A 21,998-nucleotide genomic window follows, 5' to 3' on the forward strand; every position below is an offset into this window, starting at 1 on the left:
TGAAATAAAAAGCATCCGTCTAGGATGCTTTTTATTTGTATGTAAGGATAAATATGATGGATAATTGTGTTACTGGAGGGAAAGTCTGTGGCAATTATTATAACAATGTTAGTAATGGGTATTTTATTAGGATTTGTTGGAGCTGGAGGAGCTGGGTTTATTATCGCGATACTCACTTTAGTATTTCATATTCCTATTCATGTTGCTCTTGCAACATCTTTAACTGCAATGGCATTTACGACATTATCAGGTGTTGTCAGTCATTACCGTGAAGGCAATGTTGCATTTATTATAGGCGGGATTGTTGGAGGATTTGGCGCAATTGGCTCTTATATTGGTTCTAAATTTGGTTCACTTATACCAGCACATCTTCTTCATTGGTTTACAGCTGGGATGTTATTTTTATCGGCAATTTTTATGTTTATTAAATTAATTATGTTCCAAAACAAAGAACAGTCATCTTTATATAAGCATAAAGAGTTTTCCATGAACTACTTGTTGAAATGTATATGCCTTGGATTAGTTACTGGAATGATGGCTGGTTCATTTGGGATTGGTTCTGCACCGTTTATTCAGCTTGGATTAATGGTTCTATTGAGACTAACGATTCAGCAATCTGTAGGGACAACGATGCTTGTTATATTACCGATTGCAATTGGGGGTGGGCTAGGATATAGTTCGGAAGGATATTTAGATTATATATTGTTATTGCAAGTATTAATCGGGACCATGTTAGGGGCATATATTGGCGCGAAGTTTACAAATTATGCACCGCGAATGCTTTTGAGGTTTTCGATGATTATGACACCGGTTTTAGCTGGATGTATGCTATTGATGGAATAAGGTGAAATTATAATAAGTAGGGGGTTACTGCTTACAAATAGCGGGATAAAATTAATATAGCAAACTATTAATATATTTTACGAATGAATTATGTAGGTAATTCATATTTCCCATATAAAAGGATTTGTTTTAATATTATGAGTGTAAAGTTCGAGTATTCGAAGTACTACTTGAATTATATCCCTATCCCTTTTCTAAAAATGCGAACAAGTTTTGCCCTATTCTATTCAATAGTTAATTGTATAGAAATATATTGTTCGATGACCATTATGGAACGTACATAATGGGAAAATCCCGATCCTTAAAGAGGATGCCCCTAATCTTCATGTGAAAATATGATCGGATAAGAAAGCTGACCAATTGATGGTCAGCTTTCTTTTTGTTCAAAAACAATTTTTTCTTTAATTTCTGTTTGTAATAATACAGTTTTTCCGAAGCGACGTTTGCATTCCGCACGCACTTTTTCAATGGCTAGTAGCTGAGTAGTGGCGGGAACTGTGACAATAGCTTGGCGAGGCTTTCGATTTTCTTCACAAAAGACACATTCCACAACATAATTAGAAATCATATTTTCATCCTTCCAGTTTTAATTTCTAAGAAGGGATTGCCTATGAAGTTGATGTAATCTTTCGTCATTGTTTTATTTTTTTCCTCTTTTTTTCAAGGGGAAAATAAAAAAGAGGGCGAATTTTAGTAGGGGAGGGATGTTTATGGAGAGATGGATAGGTAGTGCAGCGGTATGTGTAAATGAAAGAAAGGAAGTTTTAATGGTACTGCAGGGCAAAGAGGGAGAAGAAAAAAGGTGGTCTGTCCCAAGTGGAGGACTTGAAAAGGGAGAGACACTAGAAGAATGTTGTATTAGGGAAGTTTGGGAAGAAACAGGTTACAATGTGGAAGTTGTAAATAAAATATATGAAAAAGAGGGTATTACATACGGTGTTCCAGTGTATGTCCATTATTATTTTGTTAAACAAATAGGCGGTAATATGAAAATCCAAGATCCTGATGAGTTAATACATGAAATTGCTTGGAAAGGGATACATGAAGTTGAACAATTGTGTTTAGCTTTTCCAGAGGATTATGAATTGCTGTGCCAATATATAGATAAAGAAGCAAGTATGTAAATACTTGCTTCTTTAATGTATCCAAGACAAGAAAAGCGGAACGATAACTAAACTAGCGCCTGCTGTTAAAAGCATAGATAAACTTGCAATTGTTCCTTCCACAGGACCGATTTCGAATGCTTTTGATGTACCGGTTCCATTTGCGCTTGTTCCTAACATAATACCTTTTGCGATTGCTGTTTTAATACGGCAAATACGTATGAGAGAAGGACCGAGCAATGCTCCTGTTAAGGCAGTTAAAACGACAAATACAGCAGTTAATTGTGACATGCCACCAATCATTTCTGAAATAGCCATTGCGATTGGTGTTGTTACGATATGTGGCGCTAAACTATGTTCTAGTGATGAATCAATTTGAAAATAATTTGCTAGTAGTGCTGAAGTAATGACTGATAAAAACGAACCGACAATGACATTAAGTAAGATAGCCATTCCATGTTTCTTTAATAAATCAAAGTATTTATAGATTGGCCATGCAAAAGCAACTGTTGCGGGTTTTAATAATTCAGTTAACCAATGACCACCAGATTCATATGTTTCATAAGGTGTATCTAATCCGAGCAATAAAGCAATTAAAATAATGGGACAGACGAGAAGAGGAGAAAGTAGACTCCAATTCCAGCGTTGATACATTTTTTTTGATAGCCAATATGTGAATAGTGTTAATAGTAAACAAAGAAATCCGATCATTGCGTTGATCCTTTCCGCTTTAGTAGCAATTCTGTTAAAAGTCCTGTAACTAAGGTAACGCAAAGAGTGCTAATCATAATAATTAAAATGAGATCGATTCCATATTGTGTTAGTGTATCTCTGTAACGTATGACAGCGACTGCAGAAGGGATGAAAAATAAAATAAGTTCTTTTAATAAAAAATCTGCTCCGTCCTGTATCCATTCTTTTTTAACTAGGTTAAATTTTAATGAAATTAATAATAAGAAAATACCGATTATACTTCCTGGAACTGGGAGGTGTGCCTGTTTTGCAATCCATTCACCTGTCCAAGCGAAACAAAATAGTAATAAAATTTGTCCGCTTAACTTCCACCATTTCATACAGTAACCACCTCTTTCTTTTGTTACATAAAAATTGTAAAAAAGAATTAACAATTTCTACTATACGTTCATTCAAAATATTTGTCTAATATATAAATTATATGTTATTAATATATAAGACGTATTAATCGAAAGTGAAAAGGGTGTCCAAAAATGGAATTACGGCATTTGCAATATTTTGTTGTTGTGGCAGAAGAGTTACACTTTGGACGGGCGGCTGCTCGTTTACAAATGACACAACCACCACTTAGTCAACAAATACAGCAATTAGAAAAAGAAATGGGAGTTACATTATTTTCAAGAACGAAAAGAAAGGTTGAACTAACAGAAGCAGGAGAAATGTTTTTAAAAGAAGTAAAAAAAGCGTTTGAACAAATTGAAAAAGCAGTAGAAGTTGCACAAAGTGCGCAAAGGGGAGAAGTAGGATCACTTTCAATTGGTTTTGTAGGTGCGGCGATATATGATATTTTACCATCAATTGTTAGGGAATATAGAAAGAAATTTCCGAGAGTGTCTGTTGCATTACATGAATTGTCAACACCAGATCAAGTTCATGCACTTCATGATAACCGTATCGATATTGGCTTTTTACGTCCACCAATTCCAACGCAATTATTAGAATTAGAGCCAATTCAAAGGTTATCTTGCACTTTGTGTTTACCAAAGGCACATCCACTTGCAGAGAAAGATGAAATACATATAGAAGATTTACGAGATGAGCCGTTTGTATTTATTACGAGACCAGTATGGCCAGCTTTGTATGATACAATTTTATCTCTTTGTAGAGAAGTTGGATTTAGTCCACGTATTGTACAAGAAGCAACAGAGTATCAAACAGTTATGGGGCTTGTAGCAGCAGGGATTGGAATTACAGTAATACCCGTGTCGGCAAATAAGTTATATAAAACAGAAGTTGTATATAAAGAGTTATATGATTCTAATTTCGTTGCAGAAATGTCAGTGGCTTACAAAAAAATGAATAGTAATCCAGAGCTGCTAGAGTTTTTAAAAATTGCAAGAGAGAAGAAAAGAATAGAAGTAGAAGATGAGTAATAGTAGTAACAGAAAATGGATTTGATTCAAATCCATAAAAGTACACCTTATTAAACAATAAAGCGGAAATGCAACTTAAGTTGCATTTCCGCTTTATTGTTCTTTTTTTAGCTCGATACTAAATAGATAAACGTGTTCATTTTCTTTTAAGAGTAAATCAATACCCTTTTCTTCGTCAATTGTAGGGACGCTTACAGTTTCTTTACTGGTTTGGATTACAGCAGCTAAAGTTGTTTTTTGATTGTATTTTAAATTTTTTATAGATTGGATTGTAGTAGTTGCAGAGCTATTTACGCTTGGTGGCGCTTCTTCAGGAACAAGTGTTGAACCACCTTCAATATTCAGATACCACTGCCTTTTTTCTTGTATATCTTTATCAAATTGGAAATGTGGTGGTAAAAAAGAAAGCTTTACTTTCTTTTTTGAAAAATGTGGGGTAGCTATATTAGCAATTTCTTTTGTTTTCTTACCATTGTTATAATAATCAATTGTAGCATTTATTTCATCTTTATCATTTTTAAGCGTAACGTTATAAAATATGCTATTTCCTTCTTGAAAAGGAGTCATTTGTAAAATAGAAGCTTGCTCTTTTGTTAATTTGTATGGCTCAACAATGGCAACTTCATTGTTTTTTATTTGGCTACAACTTGTGAGTAATAATAAACACAAGATTGATAGTAATTTTATACGCATGCAACCTCCTCCTTTTTACAATTATATTCTAAATGTGATTTTTTATCATTTCGTTTTCTAGGACTAAAGACTTAGAAGAAATTCCGATTGTAGTGCGATGTTTAAAATGTCATATTTTTATACACTAGTAGTATAGAATGCGTATGTAATAAGGTAGGGGAAGAATTTTATGTCTTTATGTCGGTTAGCGAGAAAAAATATTATAACATTTGCTACCAAAAGGATGAAGCAATTTATGTGGATTGCTATGAGTACTATGATTTTGTTTTTTATGATATCGTTACAATTTAATGAAGGAGCTATTTTGAAAGTAGGGAATGCATTTGTATTTCAAATGTACTTTTACACACTTTTTATTGTGCTAATTTTCATATGTATTTTTACTACATATAAAATGATGTACTCCCTTTTGCATGTGAGGAGGGAGGAGTTTATATCTTATGTAGAAGAAAATATGAAAAGAAAAGAGGTACTATGTGTATTATGTCAGGAGCAATTATTCATTTATGGAGCAGCATTTGTTTTTGGATTAATTAATGGGATGCTATTTTTGAAATTATTCACGGTTATCTTTATGAAAATCGCAGGGATACAAGGAATAAATAGTGCGCCAATTACAATATATGCAGTTGTAATTATTAGTGTAATTATGATGACTGTCGTTTTAATATCGATGATGCAATGTTATCGATTTGTTCGAAATTTAAAAGATGAAAATTCGTTGCGGTTTAAAGAAAGGGCATGAGAAATCATGCTTTTTTCTATTTTACACATAAAAATAATCATGTTACAGTGAAAAGACCTGACAAAGAATGGGAAGGAAAGGTTGTATAGAATGACAAATGAACAATCAATTGTAAAAGTCGATCGGTTAACGAAGCGAATCGGATCAAAGACACTTGTACAAAATATTAGTTTTGAAGTGAAAAAAGGCGAGGTTGTCGGTTTACTCGGACCAAACGGTGCTGGAAAAACGACTTTAATGAGAATGATGGTTGGTATGATCCGTATGACAGAAGGTGAAGTATGGATTGATGGTCAATCTGTGAAACAGCAATTCGAAAAAACAGCTGCGAAAATTGGAGCGGTAATTGAGACACCTGAATTTTATCCTTTTTTGAGCGGCTATGAAAATTTAACATATTTCGGACGAATGAATGGTAATGTGACCGAAGAACGTATCGATGAAGTAGTGAAATTGTTAGGGATGGGACAAGTAATTGATCGCAAAGTAAAAGCGTATTCACTCGGCATGAGACAACGTTTAGGAATCGCTCAGGCACTTATTCACGATCCAGACGTGTTGATACTAGATGAACCGACAAATGGATTAGACCCTAGTGGAATACATGAAATGAGAATGTACATAAAAAAAATTGCACATGAACAAGGAAAAGCTGTACTTGTATCAAGTCACTTACTTTCAGAAGTTGAATTAATGTGTGACAGAGTTATCATTATTCAGCACGGGGAATATGTGGCTACGCAAAATATTCAGCGTAGCCAAAGCGAAGAGATGGAGACGATCCGTATACGTGTAGATGATGCGAATAAAGCAGCAGAAATATTAGGGCATGATGTTTTAGTAAAAGATAATGAATTACTTATTAATGTAAAAGATGAAGAAATCCCAAATGTTATTCGTACATTGCTTGAGAAAAATATTCAAGTGTATCGTGTATATGAAGAAAGAAAAACGTTAGAAGAGCAATTTTTAGAATTAACAGGGGGAAAAGATATTGTTTAATTTAGTATATAACGAACTGTATAAAATATTTAAGCGGAAGCGAACGATTATTCCATTTGCAGTTATTGCAGTATTAATAATCGGATTAGGATGGGTTACGGTAAAGTATTTTGAACCGGAAACAAAAGGATGGAAAGTAGATTATACAGAACGAACTGTAGAAATTGAGAAAAAGCTTGGCATGAAAAAAGAAGCTATTTTAGCAGAAAAATCAGGGGATGAGCTTGTAAAAGAATACCAGCTTAAGATGAAGCATTTAGATACGGATACAGCAGCGGCAAGCAGTTCTCCACTTTCTTTCATGAGAGATACAGGTTTTATCGTATTTCCAATTTTGCTCCCATTTATCCTCGTGTATGCAAGTACAATTTTTGCGAATGAATATAGCTGGGGAACATATAAATTTTTAACGATACGACCAGCGAGTCGCTTTAAAATTTTAACAGCAAAATTTTTAGCAATTGTTATATTTGCAGCTTTATTATTTATATTTAATATGATCTTCTCCGCTTTATGTGGACTTGTTATTTATAAATTCCAACAGCCTGCATGGAGTGAGTTTATTTTCCAAGATGGAAATATAATAAAACAAAACATTTTTGTAGAAGCAAGTAAATATTATGTTTTATCGTGGTTACCAACGGTTGTGTACGCATCGTTTGCATTTATGATTTCTGTGTTAACAAGATCTAGTGGAGGTGCAATTGGTATTTCACTATTCCTTGCTTTATCAGGCAATATTGCGCTATTAGCAGCCACTAGATATAACTGGGCGAAATATTTATTGCCAGCAAACACAGATTTATATAGTATTTCAAAGAATGGAAGTTTTATTGATGGAGTAACATTCCCGTTTGCATCATGTATGTTGTTACTTTATTTGTTCGTATTTTTATGTATTTCATATACTGTGTTTTTAAAACGTGATTTAACTTAATAAGAAAAGCCGTTCAGGGTGCTGAGATGCACTTTGAACGGCTTTTTTTATGAGAATTGTTTAAGTGCTCTTTCGGCTAGTAAAGCAAAGTATTCTGCACTTATAGGCAGTGCCTCTTCATTAATTGTAAAAGCAGGATGATGCCATTCATGTGTACCGCTCGTTCCCATAAAGACGAATGAACCTGGTATTTCCTGTTGGTAAAATGAGAAATCTTCTCCAGCCATTGACGGACTAGGCGAGATGATATTAAGATTCATCTTTGTGGCAACTTGAGTAGATAAGTCTGTAAGAGCTTTATCGTTGTGAACAGCAGGAGGACCTGAATAAAAACGGAATTTCGTTTTTACACCTAATGCATCAGATACACCTTTAATAATACGCTCCATGAGTGCTGGAATCTTTTCACGTGTTTCAGCTTGGAATGTGCGAATCGTTCCTTCTAACGTAGCTTTTTCAGGAATCACGTTCCACGTATTTCCTGCATGAATATTTGTAACACTAACAACTGCATTATGAGATGAACTTATATTTCGGCTTACAATTGTTTGCAGTGCCATCACAATTTGAGAGGATGCGACAATAGGATCTACTCCAGCATCTGGTACAGCCGCGTGTGTACCAACTCCGTGAATTTCAATTTCAAATCGATCAACTCCGGCCATCAGTGGACCATCTTTAATGCCAATTGTACCTATTGGTAAATCAGGTTTATTATGCATGCCGAAAATCGCTTGCACATTACGTAAATGTCCAGCATCAATAACTTTGCAAGCGCCATTACTACTTTCTTCAGCTGGTTGGAATATGAAGCGAACCGTTCCATTTAGGGAAGATTCTCTTTCTTTTAATAAGAAAGCAGTACCTAAAATAGCAGATGTATGAAAATCGTGTCCACAAGCATGCATTTTCCCTCGTACTTTAGATGCATAGGACAAATGTGTTTCTTCTTGAATAGGAAGGGCATCAATATCAGCACGAACTGCTACAATTGGTCCGTTTTTATTACCAGACACTTCAGCGATAATTCCTGTTTCTAAATTGGAATCAATGATAGTAATGTTTTTTTCTTCTAACCAATTTTTTATTGCTTTTGTTGTTTCGAACTCTTCATATGATAGTTCTGGATACTCATGTAAATGTCGACGGATGGAAATAAGTTTTTCTTTTAGTTGATTTGAAATAGATACCATGTAGTATGCCTTCTTTCTTCAGCAAAATATTTATCATAAGTATACAACAATAAAAGAGAGGATTCTCAAATGAAAATCCTCTCTCGTTTATCCCATAAAAGCCCGATTGGTTCAACTAATTAAAGTTTCACTTTATGCTGCGACTTTTTTATGCGTATGATGTTTACGATAACGTCCACGCATTGCGTATGCAATTTGCGGGATTGCAATCCCAATTAATATAAGTGATACACCGAACCATTGTGAAGATAGTACAGCCTCTTTTAAAACGAATACTGACATAATTGTTGTAACTGGTAGTTCCGCTGCACCAAGAATAGTCGCTAAGCCAGAACCGATTTTTGGAATCCCGATTGTAAAGGCAATAGATGGAATAACGATACTAAATGTTCCTAATCCTAAACCGTATTTCCAAAGACCTTGAGAAATGGCACCATTAAAAATAAATGTTGGTGGGAATACAATCATGACTAAAGTTAAAGCACCAGTCATTAAGAGAACACCGCGCGGTAATGAAGGTACTTCAACAGCAACTTTTCCGCTTACGAAAATGTATGTTGCGAATGTAACAGCAGATAATAAACCTAAAATGACCCCAGTCGTATCGAAAGCACCTACTGATTGTTCAAGTAAACCACTTGATAAAAATGTCCCTACAAGTAAGAAAATAACAGAAATAACTTTTTCTCTTGAAGGTAATGTTTTTGTTGCGACTGCTTCAATGATAATTCCGACCCAAACGAATTGGAATAAAAGAATAATTGCAATAGAAGCTGGTACAGTTTTTAATGAAGCATAATAAAAAATTCCGGTAAAACTTGCAGATGTTCCTGCAACGAATAAAAGTAATGCTTGCTTTAAAGGAACGCGATGTCTAGAAAATAGAAGTGTAATAGCAAGCAAAATAATCCAACCGAACAAATATTGGCTGCCAATTACCTCTCCAAGTGAAAATCCTTCTGCATATGCAAGCTTAACAAAAATAGCTAAAATTCCATAACTACACGCTCCTAATAAAACTAAAAGAGAATAACGAAGCATGAAAAATTCCTCCCATCTATATGAAGTTGTTCCGTATCGAAAATATATAACTAGAGGGAAGTATACAAAATTAGAAATAAAGGGTCAAATGAAAGAAAAGTATGACATTTTATAGAATAATAATAAAAGTATGATATTTATGCATAATCTTGAAATTTTTAATAGTAGAAGTATTATAAAATAAACTTTGCATTGTATAGAGATAGCATTTGAAAAAAATATTTTTTAAACCAATATGTATATAGACGTACTAGTAACGTGCTAATTATTTGAGAAACTATGTTACCTTTGTTATGGTAATAACAATTAAAGGAGTTTTATAATCCATTTGGTTTTTTTCTATATAATAGAAGGAAATGAAAACGTTTTATTAGAAACTGTGAGGAAGTGCGGTTTTTCTTATTGCCACGTTGTAAAAGTGATTTCACGAATTGTTCATAGTATTTTTATGTGTTTTTGTTACAATATTTAGGGAGAGGAGTGGAATGATGCAAGATATTAGTATTTTTTTAGCGTTTGGCGCCGGGTTCTTATCATTTATTTCCCCATGTTGCTTACCGCTTTATCCGGCATTTTTATCGTACATAACAGGTATGTCGGTTTCTGAATTGAAAGAAGAAAATGCAATGCTTCGCAAAAGAAGTATGATACATACAGCGTTTTTCTTACTTGGATTTTCAATTATATTTATTGCAATTGGATTTGGTACAAGTTTTATTGGAGGAATCTTTACTGACTATAAAGATTTAATCAGACAGTTAGGTGGTATATTTATCATCGTGTTCGGCTTAATTATTGTCGGGGTGTTTAAGCCGAAATTTTTAATGCAAGACCGTAAATTTACATTTAAAAATCGTCCAAGTGGCTATTTTGGATCAGTACTAATCGGATTAGCTTTTGCAGCAGGGTGGACGCCATGTACCGGACCAATTCTAGTGTCTGTAATTGGATTAGCAGCAACAAATCCAGAATCAGCAATGATATATATGATTGCTTACATACTTGGATTTGCAATCCCGTTTTTCGTACTGTCATTCTTTATTACGAAAATGTCTTGGATTAAAAGAAATAGTATGGCCTTCATGAAAGTCGGAGGATATATTATGATTGTTATGGGTGTCTTCCTATACTTTAACTGGATGACGAAAATTATCGTATATTTCTCAAGTTTATTTGGTGGTTTTACTGGTTTTTAGTATTATTCTGCGAAAATGTTGGAAATACTAACGGAAAAGCATATAATGAAAGTATATTTTGCATATAGCCACAAAAAAGGATGAGAAAATATGAACATAGTTCTTTTATCAAGTATCGTTGCTGTTTGTATGGCTGTCGGTGCGATGTTTATTCGTTTAAAAGCAGCTAAGAAACCTGCAACATTGAAAAAAATTATACTTCCACCATTTTTTATGAGTACGGGTGCATTGATGTATGTTTTTCCTGAATTTCGATTAACTCCAGCAGAAATGTTAGAAGCAATTGGTGTCGGTTTGATTTTCTCTATTTTTCTTATTAAAACATCTAAATTTGAAATTAGAGGACAAGAGATTTATTTGAAGCGTTCAAAAGCCTTTGTTTTCATATTAATTGGATTACTTGTAGTGCGGATTGTATTTAAAACCTACTTAAGTCAATCTCTTGATTTAGGACAACTTAGTGGCATGTTCTTCTTACTTGCGTTTGCGATGATTGTGTCATGGAGAATTGCAATGTATCGTTCCTTTACGAAATTACAGAAGGAAATGGAAAAAGAAGATGGTTTTTATAATGAAAAAGATATGAAGCTAACTTAAAAACTGTATATGTACCAAATAAAAAGACAGCGTCAAAGGCGCTGTCTTTTTTATCGAAAATAATATGAAGTTACTTTGCGAGTAAAGATCGATAGTTAGAATAATCAATCTTTTTTTCTTGTAGTTTTTTTATTAAAAATTTATGATCACGCTTTGGTGTGGCAATGATATATCCCTTAATAATCAAGTCTTGTGTAATTTGAGAGGCATTTTCTTGTAATGCAAGTTCCCCGATTTTGCCAGCAATCTTTGATTTTGCAACATCACGAAATAGTTCTGGAACAGGACTTACAAGCTCTTCTAACAATTGTTTTTGTTCGTCAGCCCATAAATGTCTCGTTTTATTTATGTAGTGTTCTTCCCAATCCAAAATGGACATGCCGTCTTCTTTTGGTAAACGTTTTAAAAATTTTCTGAACATAAAGTATCCACCGATAGACATAAGCCCTAATAAAATAACCGTCCATAATACAATGAACCAACTGAACCATCCTTCGAGCACGCATATCCCCCCTTAATGATAGCGGTTTTCTTTTATTCATATTATATACAGTGAGATTCATAGAAAGCAAGAACGCTTGGTCATTTTGACCAAGCGTTATAGTTTAAACGAAGTATAGTTGTTCAACACATAAATTATTATTATCGTCTTCAACATACTCAATAATAAGTGTGCCAACTTTACGATCTTTATCTTCAGTTGTGAAAATAGAGTAAGAAGTAAAACGTGTTTTTGATAGGCCGCTTATATGTGTAGGTAAAGAAATGTAGTCGTTATCGCGGAAGAATTCCATCAGTTCAATATCCTCAAATTCTTTTCGGTCAACTTGTTTGTTTGTATAGCGGCGTTGAAGTTGTTTTAAAGATTCATTCCAAGAAATTGCTTTTGTGTCGTATACCATTGTTCTATCTCCTTACTGTATGTAATTACTAAGAACATACGTTCTAATCTAGTATACTCTTTTTATTAGAAAAGGGAAAGCAAAAAATAATGTAAGCTTGGATTTCCAAGCTTACATTATTGATGCGTCCGTCATAATCTCTATTTTTCATTATAAGTTAGATATGAATAAGAAACAAGATGATATATATAATGTTGAGAGTTTTCAAGATTCTGTATATTATAGGTGTACTAAAGTGTAAGGGAATGAGAGGTGTGGCATACGTAATTTCACTGCAAGGGCCGATGGCTAGCGGAAAAACAACATTAGCAAAAAGGTTAGAAAAGAGAGGGTTTCGAGTTATATATGAAAATCCATATCCAATTGTAGAGAAGCGAAAAAAATTGAATTTAGATATGAATTCAAAAGTAGGGTTTATTATGAATCAAAAAATGTTTATGGAAGCAAAAATAAAGGAGTTTCAAAATGTGAAAGATTCAGTCGTAATTTTTGATCGCGGACCAGAAGACATTGAGTTCTTTACACTCTTTTATCCAACGATTATAGGAGAAGAGTGGGATATAGAAACTGAATTGAAAGATGAATTATATAAATTAAGAGCATGCCGTTCGGATGTGATTTTTTACTTAGATGTTACGAAAAAGAATGTATATGATAGAAAAAATAATGATAGAACAAGAAACAGAAGTACGTTTGCGGAGCAATTTAAATTAGTAGAAACTGAAAAAGACTGGTATAAACAATTTCCTGTAACTTATGTGGACACGAATAGATTAACAGTGGACGATTTAGAGGTATATTTTATGGACTGGTTAAAGGAGAGAGAGCTATGAAAAAAATACTTTTATTTGTATACTCAACATTTGCAGAGTTTGAAATAACAGTAGCAACGGCATTGCTGAAAAATAAATATGAAATCATTACAGCGGGCTTAACTAAAGAATTGGTTATAAGTGAAACTGGATTGCAAGTGCAGCCGCATATAGAAGTAAGTGAAGCACGTGTAGATGAGTATGAGGGGATACTTATTCCAGGTGGAGAAGAAGGACAGTTGGAAGATGCAAAACCTCTTTTTTCAATCATTCGTCAATTTCATGAACAAGAAAAATTAGTGGCGGCAATTTGTGCTGGACCGTATGCACTAGTAAAAGCAGGGTTATTTAAAGGGATTTCTTATACTGCGACTATAGATTATCAAAAATTTGATTGTTTTCCAGTAGAAAATTTCGTGTATGAAGAAGTTGTGCAACACTCAAATATCATTACAGCACAAGGGCATGCATTTGTACCATTTGGAATAGCAATTGCCTCTTATTTTGGAGTGGCAGACGAACATAATACAGATTTTTATTGTGGTAAAGGTAATGTAGTAATGGAGAAACTTTTACGAGAAAACGTGTAGAAGCTAGCAAATGCTAGCTTTTTTCTTTTTGACATCGATAAATGGCTAACGTTTTTGGGTCACGCCATATACCGTTATGAAGTGACAATTCATTTTCTACTTCTTCTTTTAGCCATACCTTCATTTCCGCGTGAAGGTATGTATTATCAGGTATATTTAGCGACGGAAACATGCTAGAAATATAGTTTACAATCGGAGTAGCATGATGAAAAACGAGAGCATTATGAATAACTGTTTCTTCAACAGTTGGAAAAACAGATTGTAATATCTCTTTACCGTTTTCTAAACAAAATGGAGTGACTGATGATGTTGTTTTCGGTAAATCAAATGCGTCTAACATACGGTTACACATTTCAACTATACGAGGTAGTGTAACGCTAGAATTTGTTGTAGCTAAAAGTGTTCCGCCAGGACGAATTACTTTATGGAATCCTTGAATCGTTTTTTCAACATCTTTCACATGGTTATAACATATGTCTTGCAATTATTAGGTCATAACAATTTGTTTCGAAAGGAAGTTTACTAGCATCCCCTCGTTTCCATTCTATTAAGTTATTTGTTTTAGCAGCTTCAGCAAGCATAGCTTCGGATTGATCAAACCCGGTTAATGGGCCTTTATGACCATTTGTTTGTAAAAGGGAAAGGAATTTTCCACTAGCGCACCCAACCTCTAATATGTTTTCTTCCCCTTGAAGTTGTAAATGTTTAATGACGAGTTTATCTAAATCTACGTGTTTTTCTTCGTAATGTGTATGTGTGTCGATGCGTGTTTGTAAATGGTTGCTAACGTTATATTGACGTTTTACATCATTCATTTTTTCACATTCCACCTTCGTGCAAAATTGCTGAATCGCATGTGTTAATATGTCGGTTTTCTTTAAACCTTCGTAATGGAGTGCAGCTTCAAACCTTGCAAGTAATTTTTCTTCAATTCGAAAATGAATATCTTTTCGCTTCGTCATTGAAATCTCGCCCCTTTGCATCTGTTAATGAGACTATAGCATGCTTGGAAAAATTGTGTAAATAATTTGTGTACACAAATGGAGGGGATGAAAAAATTGTTTGAATGTGAGTTTAAACTATTGACGATTTAAACGTTTTCATATATTCTTAAATTAAGTAATATTCAAATAATTCAAAAGAAATGAGAGAGTCACATGCTTCTTCAAGGAACACATCGAATTGGTCGTATGGCCATGCTGTTGGCACTTGCGGATGAGAATGAAAGTCCTGTATTATCCATTCCAAAAGGTTGGAAGTATTGTACGGGGAAAGTGGGTTCGATGAATTCGCAAAAGGTTGTCGCAGCAATGGAAACAGCGGCTAAAAGCAACCAAGTTATTGAAACAGACGTTTACAGAGAAACACATGCACTTTATCATGCAATTATGGAAGCTTTGTACGGAGTGACGAGAGGTCAAATTCAGTTAGCAGACGTTCTTCGTACAGTAGGACTTCGTTTTGCGATTGTGCGCGGTACACCATACGACGGAAAAAAAGAAGGCGAATGGGTTGCTGTTGCATTATATGGAACGATTGGTGCACCTGTAAAAGGATCTGAGCATGAGGCGATTGGTTTAGGAATTAATCACATATGATTTGCCCATAGTCTATTAGTTAGAAGGGGGCCTTACTTTTTTAGGACAGAAGTCTGTCTTAAAAAGATAAGGTCCCCTTTTGCCTTTTTAAGGAGGAAAAATGATGATTACGTTAACAGGACATACATTGACAGTTGAAGAAATGAAGAGGTTATTACTGGAAGGAGAAGGTGTAACAGCTTGTCCAACTAGTATGCAAAAGGTAGCGGAGTGCCGCGAAGTAGTTGAGAAAATTGTAGAGGACGGAAAAGTCGTTTACGGAATTACAACTGGATTTGGAAAGTTTAGTGATGTGCTTATCCAAAAAGATGATGTAAAGGCACTTCAACATAATTTAATTCAGTCACATGCATGTGGGATTGGTGATCCATTCCCGGAAGAAGTATCGCGTGGAATGTTAATTTTACGAGCGAACACGATGCTTAAAGGAGTATCTGGTGTTAGGCCGCTTGTTGTAAATATGCTTCTTGAGTTTGTAAACCGTAAAATTCATCCAGTCGTTCCGCAACAAGGTTCACTTGGTGCAAGTGGCGATTTAGCACCTTTATCTCATCTTGCGCTCGTATTATTAGGCGAAGGTGAAGTGTTCTATAAGGGGAAACGCGTTCATGCAATGGTTGCTCTTACAGAAGAAGGGCTTGAGCCAATTGAACTTGAAGCAAAAGAAGGTCTTGCGTTAATTAATGGTACGCAGGCGATGACAGCACAAGGAGTTCTTTCTTATATAGAAGCAGAAGCAACGGCGTATCAAGCTGAACTAATTGCTTCGATGACAATTGAAGGGTTACAAGGCATTATTGATGCATTTGATGAAAATGTTCATAAAGCACGTGGTTATAAAGAGCAAGTGGAAGTAGCGAGCAGAATTCGTGACATTCTTCATGATAGTAAATTAACAACAAAACAAGGAGAACTACGTGTACAGGATGCCTATTCACTTCGCTGTATCCCGCAAGTACACGGTGCTTCTTGGCAAGTTTTAAATTATGTGAAAGAAAAATTAGAAATTGAAATGAATGCAGCAACAGATAATCCGCTTATCTTTGATGGTGGGGAAAAAGTAATTTCGGGCGGGAATTTCCATGGTCAACCGATTGCGTTTGCGATGGACTTCTTAAAAGTAGGAATGGCAGAACTTGCAAATATTTCGGAGCGCCGTATTGAGCGTTTAGTGAATCCGCAATTAAATGATTTACCACCATTTTTAAGTCCAGAACCAGGACTTCAGTCTGGTGCAATGATTATGCAATATGCTGCAGCGTCACTAGTTTCTGAAAATAAAACGTTGGCACATCCGGCGAGTGTAGATTCAATTCCGTCTTCTGCTAACCAAGAAGATCATGTAAGTATGGGAACAATTGCTTCACGCCATGCACATCAGATTATTCAAAATGCAAGACGTGTTCTTTCTATTGAGATGATTTGTGCGATGCAAGCAGCAGAATATCGCGGAATTGAAAACATGAGTACAGTGACGAAGAGCTTCTACCATCAAGGTCGTCAGCAGGTGCCATCTATTAAAAATGACCGTATATTCTCAACAGATATTGAAAATATTGCGCATTGGTTAAAAACGAATTATTCGATAAAAGAAAGATTAGATGTAAACGCAGCACTATAAAATGAGAAAAGGGAGAGATTGAAATGGAAAAAGTACAACAAACAATTCGCGCGCCAAGAGGTACAGAGTTACAAACGAAAGGGTGGGTGCAAGAAGCTGCACTTCGTATGTTAATGAACAATTTAGATCCTGAAGTTGCTGAAAAACCAGAAGAATTAGTTGTATATGGCGGAATTGGCCGTGCAGCTCGTAACTGGGAAAGTTATCAGGCGATTGTAGATTCATTAAAAACGTTAGAAAGCGATGAAACGTTACTTGTTCAATCAGGAAAGCCAGTTGCCATTTTTAAATCACATGAAGATGCACCTCGCGTTTTGTTAGCGAACTCAAACTTAGTACCGAAATGGGCAAACTGGGATCACTTCCGAGAACTAGAGAAAAAAGGTCTTATGATGTACGGACAAATGACAGCTGGTAGCTGGATTTACATTGGAACGCAAGGGATTCTACAAGGAACATATGAAACATTTGGTGAAGCAGCTCGTCAACATTTCGATGGTTCATTAAAAGGTACATTAACACTTACTGCTGGTTTAGGTGGTATGGGTGGTGCACAACCTCTTGCTGTAACGATGAACGGCGGTGTTGTCATTGCTATTGATGTTGATAAGCGCAGCATCGATCGTCGTATTGAAAAGAGATACTGTGATATGTATACAGAATCATTAGAAGAAGCGTTAACGGTTGCGAACGAGTATAAAGAGAAGAAAGAACCGATTTCTATTGGTTTATTAGGAAATGCGGCAGAAATTTTACCAGAACTAGTGAAGCGCAATATTACACCAGACTTAGTTACAGATCAAACATCTGCTCATGATCCATTAAACGGTTATATTCCAGTAGGCTACACGTTAGAAGAAGCAGCGAAACTTCGTGAAGAAGATCCAGAACGCTACGTACAATTATCAAAAGAAAGTATGACAAAACATGTGGAAGCAATGCTTGCTATGCAAGAAAAAGGCGCAATTACATTTGATTACGGAAATAACATTCGCCAAGTTGCTTTCGATGAAGGTTTGAAAAATGCATTCGATTTCCCAGGATTCGTTCCAGCATTTATCCGTCCATTATTCTGCGAAGGAAAAGGACCATTCCGCTGGGTAGCACTTTCTGGTGATCCAGAAGATATTTATAAAACAGACGAAGTAATTTTACGTGAGTTCGCTGATAATGAACATTTATGTAACTGGATTCGTATGGCACGTCAACAAGTTGAATTCCAAGGGCTTCCATCACGTATTTGTTGGCTTGGTTACGGTGAGCGAGCGAAATTTGGTCGCATCATTAATGAAATGGTTGCAAATGGTGAATTATCAGCACCAATCGTTATCGGTCGTGACCATTTAGATTGTGGATCAGTAGCATCTCCAAATCGTGAAACAGAAGCGATGAAAGATGGTAGTGATGCAGTAGCTGACTGGCCAATTTTAAATGCATTAATTAATAGTGTAAACGGTGCAAGCTGGGTATCTGTTCACCACGGTGGTGGCGTTGGTATGGGTTATTCACTTCATGCGGGAATGGTTATCGTTGCAGATGGAACAGAAGCAGCAGCAAAACGAATTGAGCGCGTATTAACTTCTGACCCTGGTATGGGTGTTGTTCGTCACGTGGATGCAGGGTATGACTTAGCTGTGGAAACTGCGAAAGAAAAAGGCGTTAACATTCCGATGATGAAATAAGGAGGAGAAAACATGCTGGACACTTTACTAATAAATATCGGTCAATTACTAACAATGGATCAAGAAGATGGCTTGTTAAGACGGGAAGCGATGAACACGCTTCCTGTTATCGAAAACGGTGCGGTTGGAATTGAAAATGGTGTAATTACTTTCGTTGGAACAGCGGAAGAAGCGAAAGGATTACAAGCGAGAGAAGTTATTGATTGCGGCGGGAAAATGGTTTCTCCTGGTCTCGTTGACCCGCATACTCATCTTGTATTTGGTGGATCTCGTGAAAATGAAATCGCACTAAAACTACAAGGAGTTCCGTACTTAGAAATTTTAGAACAAGGCGGAGGCATACTTTCAACTGTAAATGCAACGAAACAGGCGTCGAAAGAAGAACTTGTTCAAAAAGCGAAATTCCATTTAGACCGTATGCTATCTTTCGGAGTTACTACTGTAGAAGCGAAGAGTGGTTACGGATTAGATGATGAGACGGAATGGAAACAATTAGAGGCAACAGCACAATTACAAAAAGAGCATCCGATCGATTTAGTTTCAACATTTTTAGGTGCTCATGCAGTTCCGAAAGAGTATAAAGGTAGATCGAAAGAATTTTTACAATGGATGTTAGACCTACTACCAGAAATGAAAGAGAAGCAATTAGCGGAGTTCGTTGATATTTTCTGTGAAACAGGTGTGTTCTCTGTAGAAGAATCAAAAGAATTTTTATTAAAAGCGAAAGAGCTTGGCTTTGATGTGAAAATTCATGCAGATGAAATCGACCCTCTTGGTGGTGCGGAAGCAGCGGCAGAAATCGGTGCAGCATCAGCGGACCATTTAGTTGGTGCTTCTGATAAAGGAATTGAAATGCTTGCAAATTCTAATACAGTAGCAACTTTATTACCAGGAACAACTTTCTATTTAAATAAAGAAAGCTTTGCTCGTGGACGTAAAATGATTGATGAAGGTGTTGCAGTTGCGTTAGCTACAGACTTTAACCCAGGTAGCTGTCCAACTGAAAATATTCAGCTTATTATGAGCATTGCGATGCTAAAATTGAAAATGACACCAGAAGAAGTTTGGAATGCCGTAACGGTTAACTCATCATATGCCATTAACCGTGGTGATGTAGCTGGGAAAATTAGAGTTGGTCGTAAGGCAGATTTAGTTTTATGGGATGCTTACAATTATGCTTACGTACCGTATCATTACGGCGTAAGTCATGTGAATACAGTATGGAAGAATGGTAATATTGCATATACAAGAGGTGAACAATCGTGGAGCACGGCCACTATTTAAAGAAAAATGCAAAGTTTATTGATCGTGAAGTGACGAAATGGAGTGAGATGATTAAAGATTGGGAGGAAGGTGTGGAAATATTCGGTGCTGCCTTAATTGGAGCACCCCTTTCTAAACCGTCTATTAGTCATTCAGGAGCGAGTTTTGCGCCAAAAACAATTCGTGCGATGTTAGATGCATATAGCACATATGCAATTACAGAAGAACACGATATGAAGGAAAGTGTCTTATATGATTGCGGCGATATTACGATGCATGTGACGGATATAAAAGAAAGTCATAAACGAATTGCGAAAACAGTTGGGCATGTAACGAAAGTAAACCCGAACATGATACCAATCGTTCTTGGCGGTGACCACTCGATTAGTTTTCCGAGTATAACAGGTTTTGCAAACAGTAAAGGGAAGGTCGGAATTATTCAATTTGATGCTCATCATGATTTACGTAATTTAGATGATGGAGGCCCGTCAAATGGTACACCATTCCGTAGTTTACTAGAAAATGATGTCATTACTGGAAAACAACTTGTTCAAATTGGAATTCGTAATTTTTCTAATGCACGTGCGTACCATGAATATGCAATAGAGCATGGTGTAACAGTGTATACAATGAAAGACGTACGAGAGCGAGAAATAAAAGATATTATCACGGAAAGTATTGAAGTATTAAGAAATCAAGGTGTGACTTCTATTTATATTTCTCTTGATATGGATGTGCTAGACCAAGCGTTTGCACCAGGTTGTCCAGCAATTGGGCCTGGTGGGATGGATAGTACGACTTTACTAGATGCGATTGAATTCCTTGGTAAAGAATCGCTCGTTCAAGGGATGGATATAGTAGAGATTGATCCAACTCTTGATTTCAGAGATATGACGAGTAGAGTAGCAGCGCAAGTGATTATGAGTTTTCTTTTAGCGAGGGAAACAGTTAGCAAACAGGTTAGTATATAGACGGAAAAGTAGATATTTATTTATGCCTTATCAAAAACACATCACTACTTAAATGTAGTGATGTGTTTTTGTGTTAAAGGAGAATGAATGTGTGTGGAACCGTTAATGGAATTGCGATTTTTATAGTGTATTGTGTAAATTTAATTTCTTGCTTCTGAAGTATTGACTCGTAAAATAATTTTATGATAAAATAAAAATTTTGCTAAAAAACTAAAAGTATGTTAAGCTTGAGAAGGTTACCATATATGGAGGTGGATTATTTGTTTCAAATTGGTGATAATATTGTTTATCCAATGCAGGGAGCAGGTATAATTAAAGCCATAGAAGAGAAGGAAATCTCAGGAGAAAAACAACAGTATTATGTTATAAAAATGTCGGCTAGTAATATGGAACTAATGATTCCAGCAGGGAGAATATTGAATTCGAATATACGACCAGTTACGGATATAACCGCATTAGCACACATAATGGATATTTTTCAACATGGGGAATCAGATAGATTACTTACGTGGAAACAAAGGTATAAATTGAACACTGATAAAATAAAGACGGGTAAAATGCAAGAAGGTGCTGAAGTTGTGCGTGATTTAATGCGTATACAGAAAGAAAAAGCACTTAATGCAAGCGAAAAGAAGATGTTAGATAACGCATATGAATTTTTGATTAGTGAACTGGGATTAATTGAAGGTATCACAGAAAATCAGATAAAAAGCTTTTGTTAAGGTTCATTACAAATAATGTATTATATCCCAAAAAAGATCTTGAATTTTTTGGGAACATAATTATAGAAAATTTATCATTTCAAAGACATTCAACTCTTTCAAACCACTTTTAGAGCATTACCTCTATTGTTATTACTACAATCAAATCCATTTTTATTTTTTAATTTCATTTATGAATGTTCGAAGTTTAATTGAATACTTCGATAAAATAGTTACTTGATTTTTGCAATCCTGATTCACACTGGCACGGACGAGGAGCCGTAAGGATGAAAGAGAGGTAGGGCTTTCATTGTTTTAGGTATATAAGTTATTATTTTTAGAAGAATACTGAACCATTTTCACTTCTATTGATAAGGTGTTT

The 21,998-nt window shown here is 35.4% G+C and carries 25 protein-coding genes and 1 pseudogene; 17 read left to right on the forward strand and 9 right to left on the reverse strand.

The features are described 5' to 3' along the window. Window positions 1-87: 87 nt before the first annotated feature. Window positions 88-843, forward strand: coding sequence for a sulfite exporter TauE/SafE family protein (locus tag B9A45_RS11015; RefSeq protein WP_000974654.1), 756 nt, complete (start codon window positions 88-90; stop codon window positions 841-843). 367 nt (window positions 844-1,210) lie between these two features. Here the strand turns inward: B9A45_RS11015 and B9A45_RS11020 are convergent, their stop codons facing one another. Then, window positions 1,211-1,411, reverse strand: a complete 201-nt coding sequence (locus B9A45_RS11020; RefSeq protein WP_000625225.1) for a DUF3903 domain-containing protein — start codon at window positions 1,409-1,411, stop codon at window positions 1,211-1,213. 142 nt (window positions 1,412-1,553) lie between these two features. Between B9A45_RS11020 and B9A45_RS11025 the strand changes: the two genes are divergently transcribed. Further along, entirely contained in the window at window positions 1,554-1,967 is a 414-nt protein-coding gene (locus B9A45_RS11025; RefSeq protein ID WP_000442977.1) for an NUDIX hydrolase, read from the forward strand. A gap of 12 nt (window positions 1,968-1,979) precedes the next feature. Here B9A45_RS11025 and B9A45_RS11030 read toward each other — a convergent pair whose 3' ends face one another. Beyond that, window positions 1,980-2,657, reverse strand: coding sequence for an LrgB family protein (locus B9A45_RS11030; RefSeq protein ID WP_000578965.1), 678 nt, complete (start codon window positions 2,655-2,657; stop codon window positions 1,980-1,982). Then, window positions 2,654-3,019: a CidA/LrgA family holin-like protein gene (locus tag B9A45_RS11035; protein ID WP_000872365.1), complete on the reverse strand. Its 366-nt coding sequence runs from the start codon at window positions 3,017-3,019 to the stop codon at window positions 2,654-2,656. The genes B9A45_RS11030 and B9A45_RS11035 overlap by 4 nt, the downstream gene beginning before the upstream one ends. 153 nt (window positions 3,020-3,172) lie before the next feature. On the opposite strand from B9A45_RS11035, the gene alsR reads away from it, so the two are divergent. Beyond that, on the forward strand, window positions 3,173-4,072 hold the full coding sequence (gene alsR / locus B9A45_RS11040) for an acetoin biosynthesis transcriptional regulator AlsR (protein ID WP_000423234.1): 900 nt from the start codon (window positions 3,173-3,175) through the stop codon (window positions 4,070-4,072). Window positions 4,073-4,165: 93 nt separating this feature from the next. On the opposite strand, the gene B9A45_RS11045 is transcribed toward alsR, so the two are convergent. Continuing rightward, window positions 4,166-4,765: a histidine kinase gene (locus B9A45_RS11045; protein ID WP_084064030.1), complete on the reverse strand. Its 600-nt coding sequence runs from the start codon at window positions 4,763-4,765 to the stop codon at window positions 4,166-4,168. Window positions 4,766-4,934: 169 nt separating this feature from the next. Between B9A45_RS11045 and B9A45_RS11050 the strand changes: the two genes are divergently transcribed. From B9A45_RS11050 to B9A45_RS11060, 3 genes are all read left to right on the forward strand, one after another. Further along, window positions 4,935-5,510, forward strand: a complete 576-nt coding sequence (locus B9A45_RS11050; protein WP_053512832.1) for a hypothetical protein — start codon at window positions 4,935-4,937, stop codon at window positions 5,508-5,510. Between the two features lie 90 nt (window positions 5,511-5,600). Beyond that, on the forward strand, window positions 5,601-6,512 hold the full coding sequence (locus B9A45_RS11055) for an ABC transporter ATP-binding protein (protein ID WP_142263049.1): 912 nt from the start codon (window positions 5,601-5,603) through the stop codon (window positions 6,510-6,512). Then, on the forward strand, window positions 6,505-7,449 hold the full coding sequence (locus B9A45_RS11060) for an ABC transporter permease (RefSeq protein ID WP_084064032.1): 945 nt from the start codon (window positions 6,505-6,507) through the stop codon (window positions 7,447-7,449). The genes B9A45_RS11055 and B9A45_RS11060 overlap by 8 nt, the downstream gene beginning before the upstream one ends. A gap of 47 nt (window positions 7,450-7,496) precedes the next feature. Here the strand turns inward: B9A45_RS11060 and B9A45_RS11065 are convergent, their stop codons facing one another. Both B9A45_RS11065 and B9A45_RS11070 read right to left on the reverse strand, forming a co-directional pair. Further along, window positions 7,497-8,642 (reverse strand): M20 peptidase aminoacylase family protein, encoded by a 1,146-nt coding sequence (locus B9A45_RS11065; RefSeq protein ID WP_084064033.1) that lies wholly within the window; start codon window positions 8,640-8,642, stop codon window positions 7,497-7,499. 132 nt (window positions 8,643-8,774) lie between these two features. Next, the gene (locus tag B9A45_RS11070) at window positions 8,775-9,683 is read right to left on the reverse strand and encodes an EamA family transporter (protein ID WP_000947046.1); all 909 of its coding nucleotides are present in this window, start codon (window positions 9,681-9,683) and stop codon (window positions 8,775-8,777) included. Between the two features lie 322 nt (window positions 9,684-10,005). Between B9A45_RS11070 and B9A45_RS33190 the strand changes: the two genes are divergently transcribed. The 3 genes from B9A45_RS33190 to B9A45_RS11085 all read left to right on the forward strand — a co-directional run bounded on the left by B9A45_RS33190 (window position 10,006) and on the right by B9A45_RS11085 (window position 11,476). Beyond that, complete coding sequence (locus tag B9A45_RS33190; protein ID WP_080008939.1) at window positions 10,006-10,155, forward strand: peptidase T; 150 nt, start codon at window positions 10,006-10,008, stop codon at window positions 10,153-10,155. Between the two features lie 16 nt (window positions 10,156-10,171). Continuing rightward, the gene (ccdA, locus tag B9A45_RS11080; RefSeq protein WP_001152676.1) at window positions 10,172-10,879 is read left to right on the forward strand and encodes a cytochrome c-type biogenesis protein CcdA; all 708 of its coding nucleotides are present in this window, start codon (window positions 10,172-10,174) and stop codon (window positions 10,877-10,879) included. A gap of 90 nt (window positions 10,880-10,969) precedes the next feature. After that, a complete protein-coding gene (locus tag B9A45_RS11085; RefSeq protein WP_001028440.1) occupies window positions 10,970-11,476 on the forward strand; it encodes a CcdC family protein in 507 nt (168 codons plus the stop codon). A gap of 70 nt (window positions 11,477-11,546) precedes the next feature. Here B9A45_RS11085 and B9A45_RS11090 read toward each other — a convergent pair whose 3' ends face one another. Both B9A45_RS11090 and B9A45_RS11095 read right to left on the reverse strand, forming a co-directional pair. Further along, on the reverse strand, window positions 11,547-11,978 hold the full coding sequence (locus B9A45_RS11090) for a DUF2621 domain-containing protein (RefSeq protein ID WP_000889373.1): 432 nt from the start codon (window positions 11,976-11,978) through the stop codon (window positions 11,547-11,549). Window positions 11,979-12,081: 103 nt separating this feature from the next. Beyond that, window positions 12,082-12,378, reverse strand: a complete 297-nt coding sequence (locus B9A45_RS11095; RefSeq protein WP_000262400.1) for a hypothetical protein — start codon at window positions 12,376-12,378, stop codon at window positions 12,082-12,084. Window positions 12,379-12,623: 245 nt separating this feature from the next. On the opposite strand from B9A45_RS11095, the gene B9A45_RS11105 reads away from it, so the two are divergent. Beyond that, the gene (locus tag B9A45_RS11105) at window positions 12,624-13,211 is read left to right on the forward strand and encodes an AAA family ATPase (protein WP_002000475.1); all 588 of its coding nucleotides are present in this window, start codon (window positions 12,624-12,626) and stop codon (window positions 13,209-13,211) included. Further along, entirely contained in the window at window positions 13,208-13,780 is a 573-nt protein-coding gene (locus B9A45_RS11110) for a DJ-1/PfpI family protein (protein ID WP_084064034.1), read from the forward strand. Before B9A45_RS11105 ends, B9A45_RS11110 begins: the two co-directional genes overlap by 4 nt. Before the next feature lie 13 nt (window positions 13,781-13,793). Here B9A45_RS11110 and B9A45_RS11115 read toward each other — a convergent pair. Continuing rightward, window positions 13,794-14,742, reverse strand: a pseudogene (locus B9A45_RS11115) (class I SAM-dependent methyltransferase). A 195-nt stretch (window positions 14,743-14,937) separates the two neighbouring features. Here B9A45_RS11115 and hutP point away from each other — a divergent pair. The 6 genes from hutP (at window position 14,938) to B9A45_RS11145 (ending at window position 21,637) form a co-directional block, all read left to right on the forward strand. Beyond that, complete coding sequence (gene hutP, locus B9A45_RS11120) at window positions 14,938-15,378, forward strand: hut operon transcriptional regulator HutP (RefSeq protein ID WP_000926516.1); 441 nt, start codon at window positions 14,938-14,940, stop codon at window positions 15,376-15,378. Window positions 15,379-15,481: 103 nt separating this feature from the next. Further along, the gene (hutH, locus tag B9A45_RS11125; protein ID WP_000631875.1) at window positions 15,482-16,999 is read left to right on the forward strand and encodes a histidine ammonia-lyase; all 1,518 of its coding nucleotides are present in this window, start codon (window positions 15,482-15,484) and stop codon (window positions 16,997-16,999) included. 23 nt (window positions 17,000-17,022) lie between these two features. Then, window positions 17,023-18,681 (forward strand): urocanate hydratase, encoded by a 1,659-nt coding sequence (gene hutU / locus B9A45_RS11130; RefSeq protein WP_000416946.1) that lies wholly within the window; start codon window positions 17,023-17,025, stop codon window positions 18,679-18,681. A 12-nt stretch (window positions 18,682-18,693) separates the two neighbouring features. Beyond that, a complete protein-coding gene (gene hutI, locus B9A45_RS11135; RefSeq protein ID WP_000887540.1) occupies window positions 18,694-19,965 on the forward strand; it encodes an imidazolonepropionase in 1,272 nt (423 codons plus the stop codon). Then, window positions 19,944-20,915 carry a formimidoylglutamase gene (gene hutG / locus B9A45_RS11140; protein ID WP_000399828.1) on the forward strand — a complete coding sequence of 324 codons (972 nt, stop codon included), beginning with the start codon at window positions 19,944-19,946 and terminating at the stop codon, window positions 20,913-20,915. Before hutI ends, hutG begins: the two co-directional genes overlap by 22 nt. A 260-nt stretch (window positions 20,916-21,175) precedes the next feature. Beyond that, on the forward strand, window positions 21,176-21,637 hold the full coding sequence (locus tag B9A45_RS11145; protein WP_170317877.1) for a CarD family transcriptional regulator: 462 nt from the start codon (window positions 21,176-21,178) through the stop codon (window positions 21,635-21,637). The last annotated feature ends 361 nt before the right edge of the window (window positions 21,638-21,998 follow it).

The organism is Bacillus sp. JKS001846 (assembly GCF_900176455.1).
Lineage (GTDB): Bacteria > Bacillota > Bacilli > Bacillales > Bacillaceae_G > Bacillus_A > Bacillus_A cereus.

What these genes read in the sequence shown, in the direction of transcription:
- B9A45_RS11035 (WP_000872365.1), bottom strand. Translation starts at nt 3,019, where the DNA reads ATGAAATGGTGGAAGTTAAGCGGACAAATTTTATTACTATTTTGTTTC.
- B9A45_RS11085 (WP_001028440.1), top strand. Translation starts at nt 10,970, where the DNA reads ATGAACATAGTTCTTTTATCAAGTATCGTTGCTGTTTGTATGGCTGTC.
- B9A45_RS11050 (WP_053512832.1), top strand. Translation starts at nt 4,935, where the DNA reads ATGTCTTTATGTCGGTTAGCGAGAAAAAATATTATAACATTTGCTACC.
- hutU (WP_000416946.1), top strand. Translation starts at nt 17,023, where the DNA reads ATGGAAAAAGTACAACAAACAATTCGCGCGCCAAGAGGTACAGAGTTA.
- B9A45_RS11055 (WP_142263049.1), top strand. Translation starts at nt 5,601, where the DNA reads ATGACAAATGAACAATCAATTGTAAAAGTCGATCGGTTAACGAAGCGA.
- B9A45_RS11030 (WP_000578965.1), bottom strand. Translation starts at nt 2,657, where the DNA reads ATGATCGGATTTCTTTGTTTACTATTAACACTATTCACATATTGGCTA.
- B9A45_RS11110 (WP_084064034.1), top strand. Translation starts at nt 13,208, where the DNA reads ATGAAAAAAATACTTTTATTTGTATACTCAACATTTGCAGAGTTTGAA.
- hutI (WP_000887540.1), top strand. Translation starts at nt 18,694, where the DNA reads ATGCTGGACACTTTACTAATAAATATCGGTCAATTACTAACAATGGAT.
- alsR (WP_000423234.1), top strand. Translation starts at nt 3,173, where the DNA reads ATGGAATTACGGCATTTGCAATATTTTGTTGTTGTGGCAGAAGAGTTA.
- B9A45_RS11045 (WP_084064030.1), bottom strand. Translation starts at nt 4,765, where the DNA reads ATGCGTATAAAATTACTATCAATCTTGTGTTTATTATTACTCACAAGT.
- B9A45_RS11020 (WP_000625225.1), bottom strand. Translation starts at nt 1,411, where the DNA reads ATGATTTCTAATTATGTTGTGGAATGTGTCTTTTGTGAAGAAAATCGA.
- B9A45_RS11070 (WP_000947046.1), bottom strand. Translation starts at nt 9,683, where the DNA reads ATGCTTCGTTATTCTCTTTTAGTTTTATTAGGAGCGTGTAGTTATGGA.
- B9A45_RS11065 (WP_084064033.1), bottom strand. Translation starts at nt 8,642, where the DNA reads ATGGTATCTATTTCAAATCAACTAAAAGAAAAACTTATTTCCATCCGT.
- ccdA (WP_001152676.1), top strand. Translation starts at nt 10,172, where the DNA reads ATGCAAGATATTAGTATTTTTTTAGCGTTTGGCGCCGGGTTCTTATCA.
- B9A45_RS11105 (WP_002000475.1), top strand. Translation starts at nt 12,624, where the DNA reads ATGAGAGGTGTGGCATACGTAATTTCACTGCAAGGGCCGATGGCTAGC.
- hutP (WP_000926516.1), top strand. Translation starts at nt 14,938, where the DNA reads ATGCTTCTTCAAGGAACACATCGAATTGGTCGTATGGCCATGCTGTTG.
- B9A45_RS11025 (WP_000442977.1), top strand. Translation starts at nt 1,554, where the DNA reads ATGGAGAGATGGATAGGTAGTGCAGCGGTATGTGTAAATGAAAGAAAG.
- B9A45_RS11095 (WP_000262400.1), bottom strand. Translation starts at nt 12,378, where the DNA reads ATGGTATACGACACAAAAGCAATTTCTTGGAATGAATCTTTAAAACAA.
- hutH (WP_000631875.1), top strand. Translation starts at nt 15,482, where the DNA reads ATGATTACGTTAACAGGACATACATTGACAGTTGAAGAAATGAAGAGG.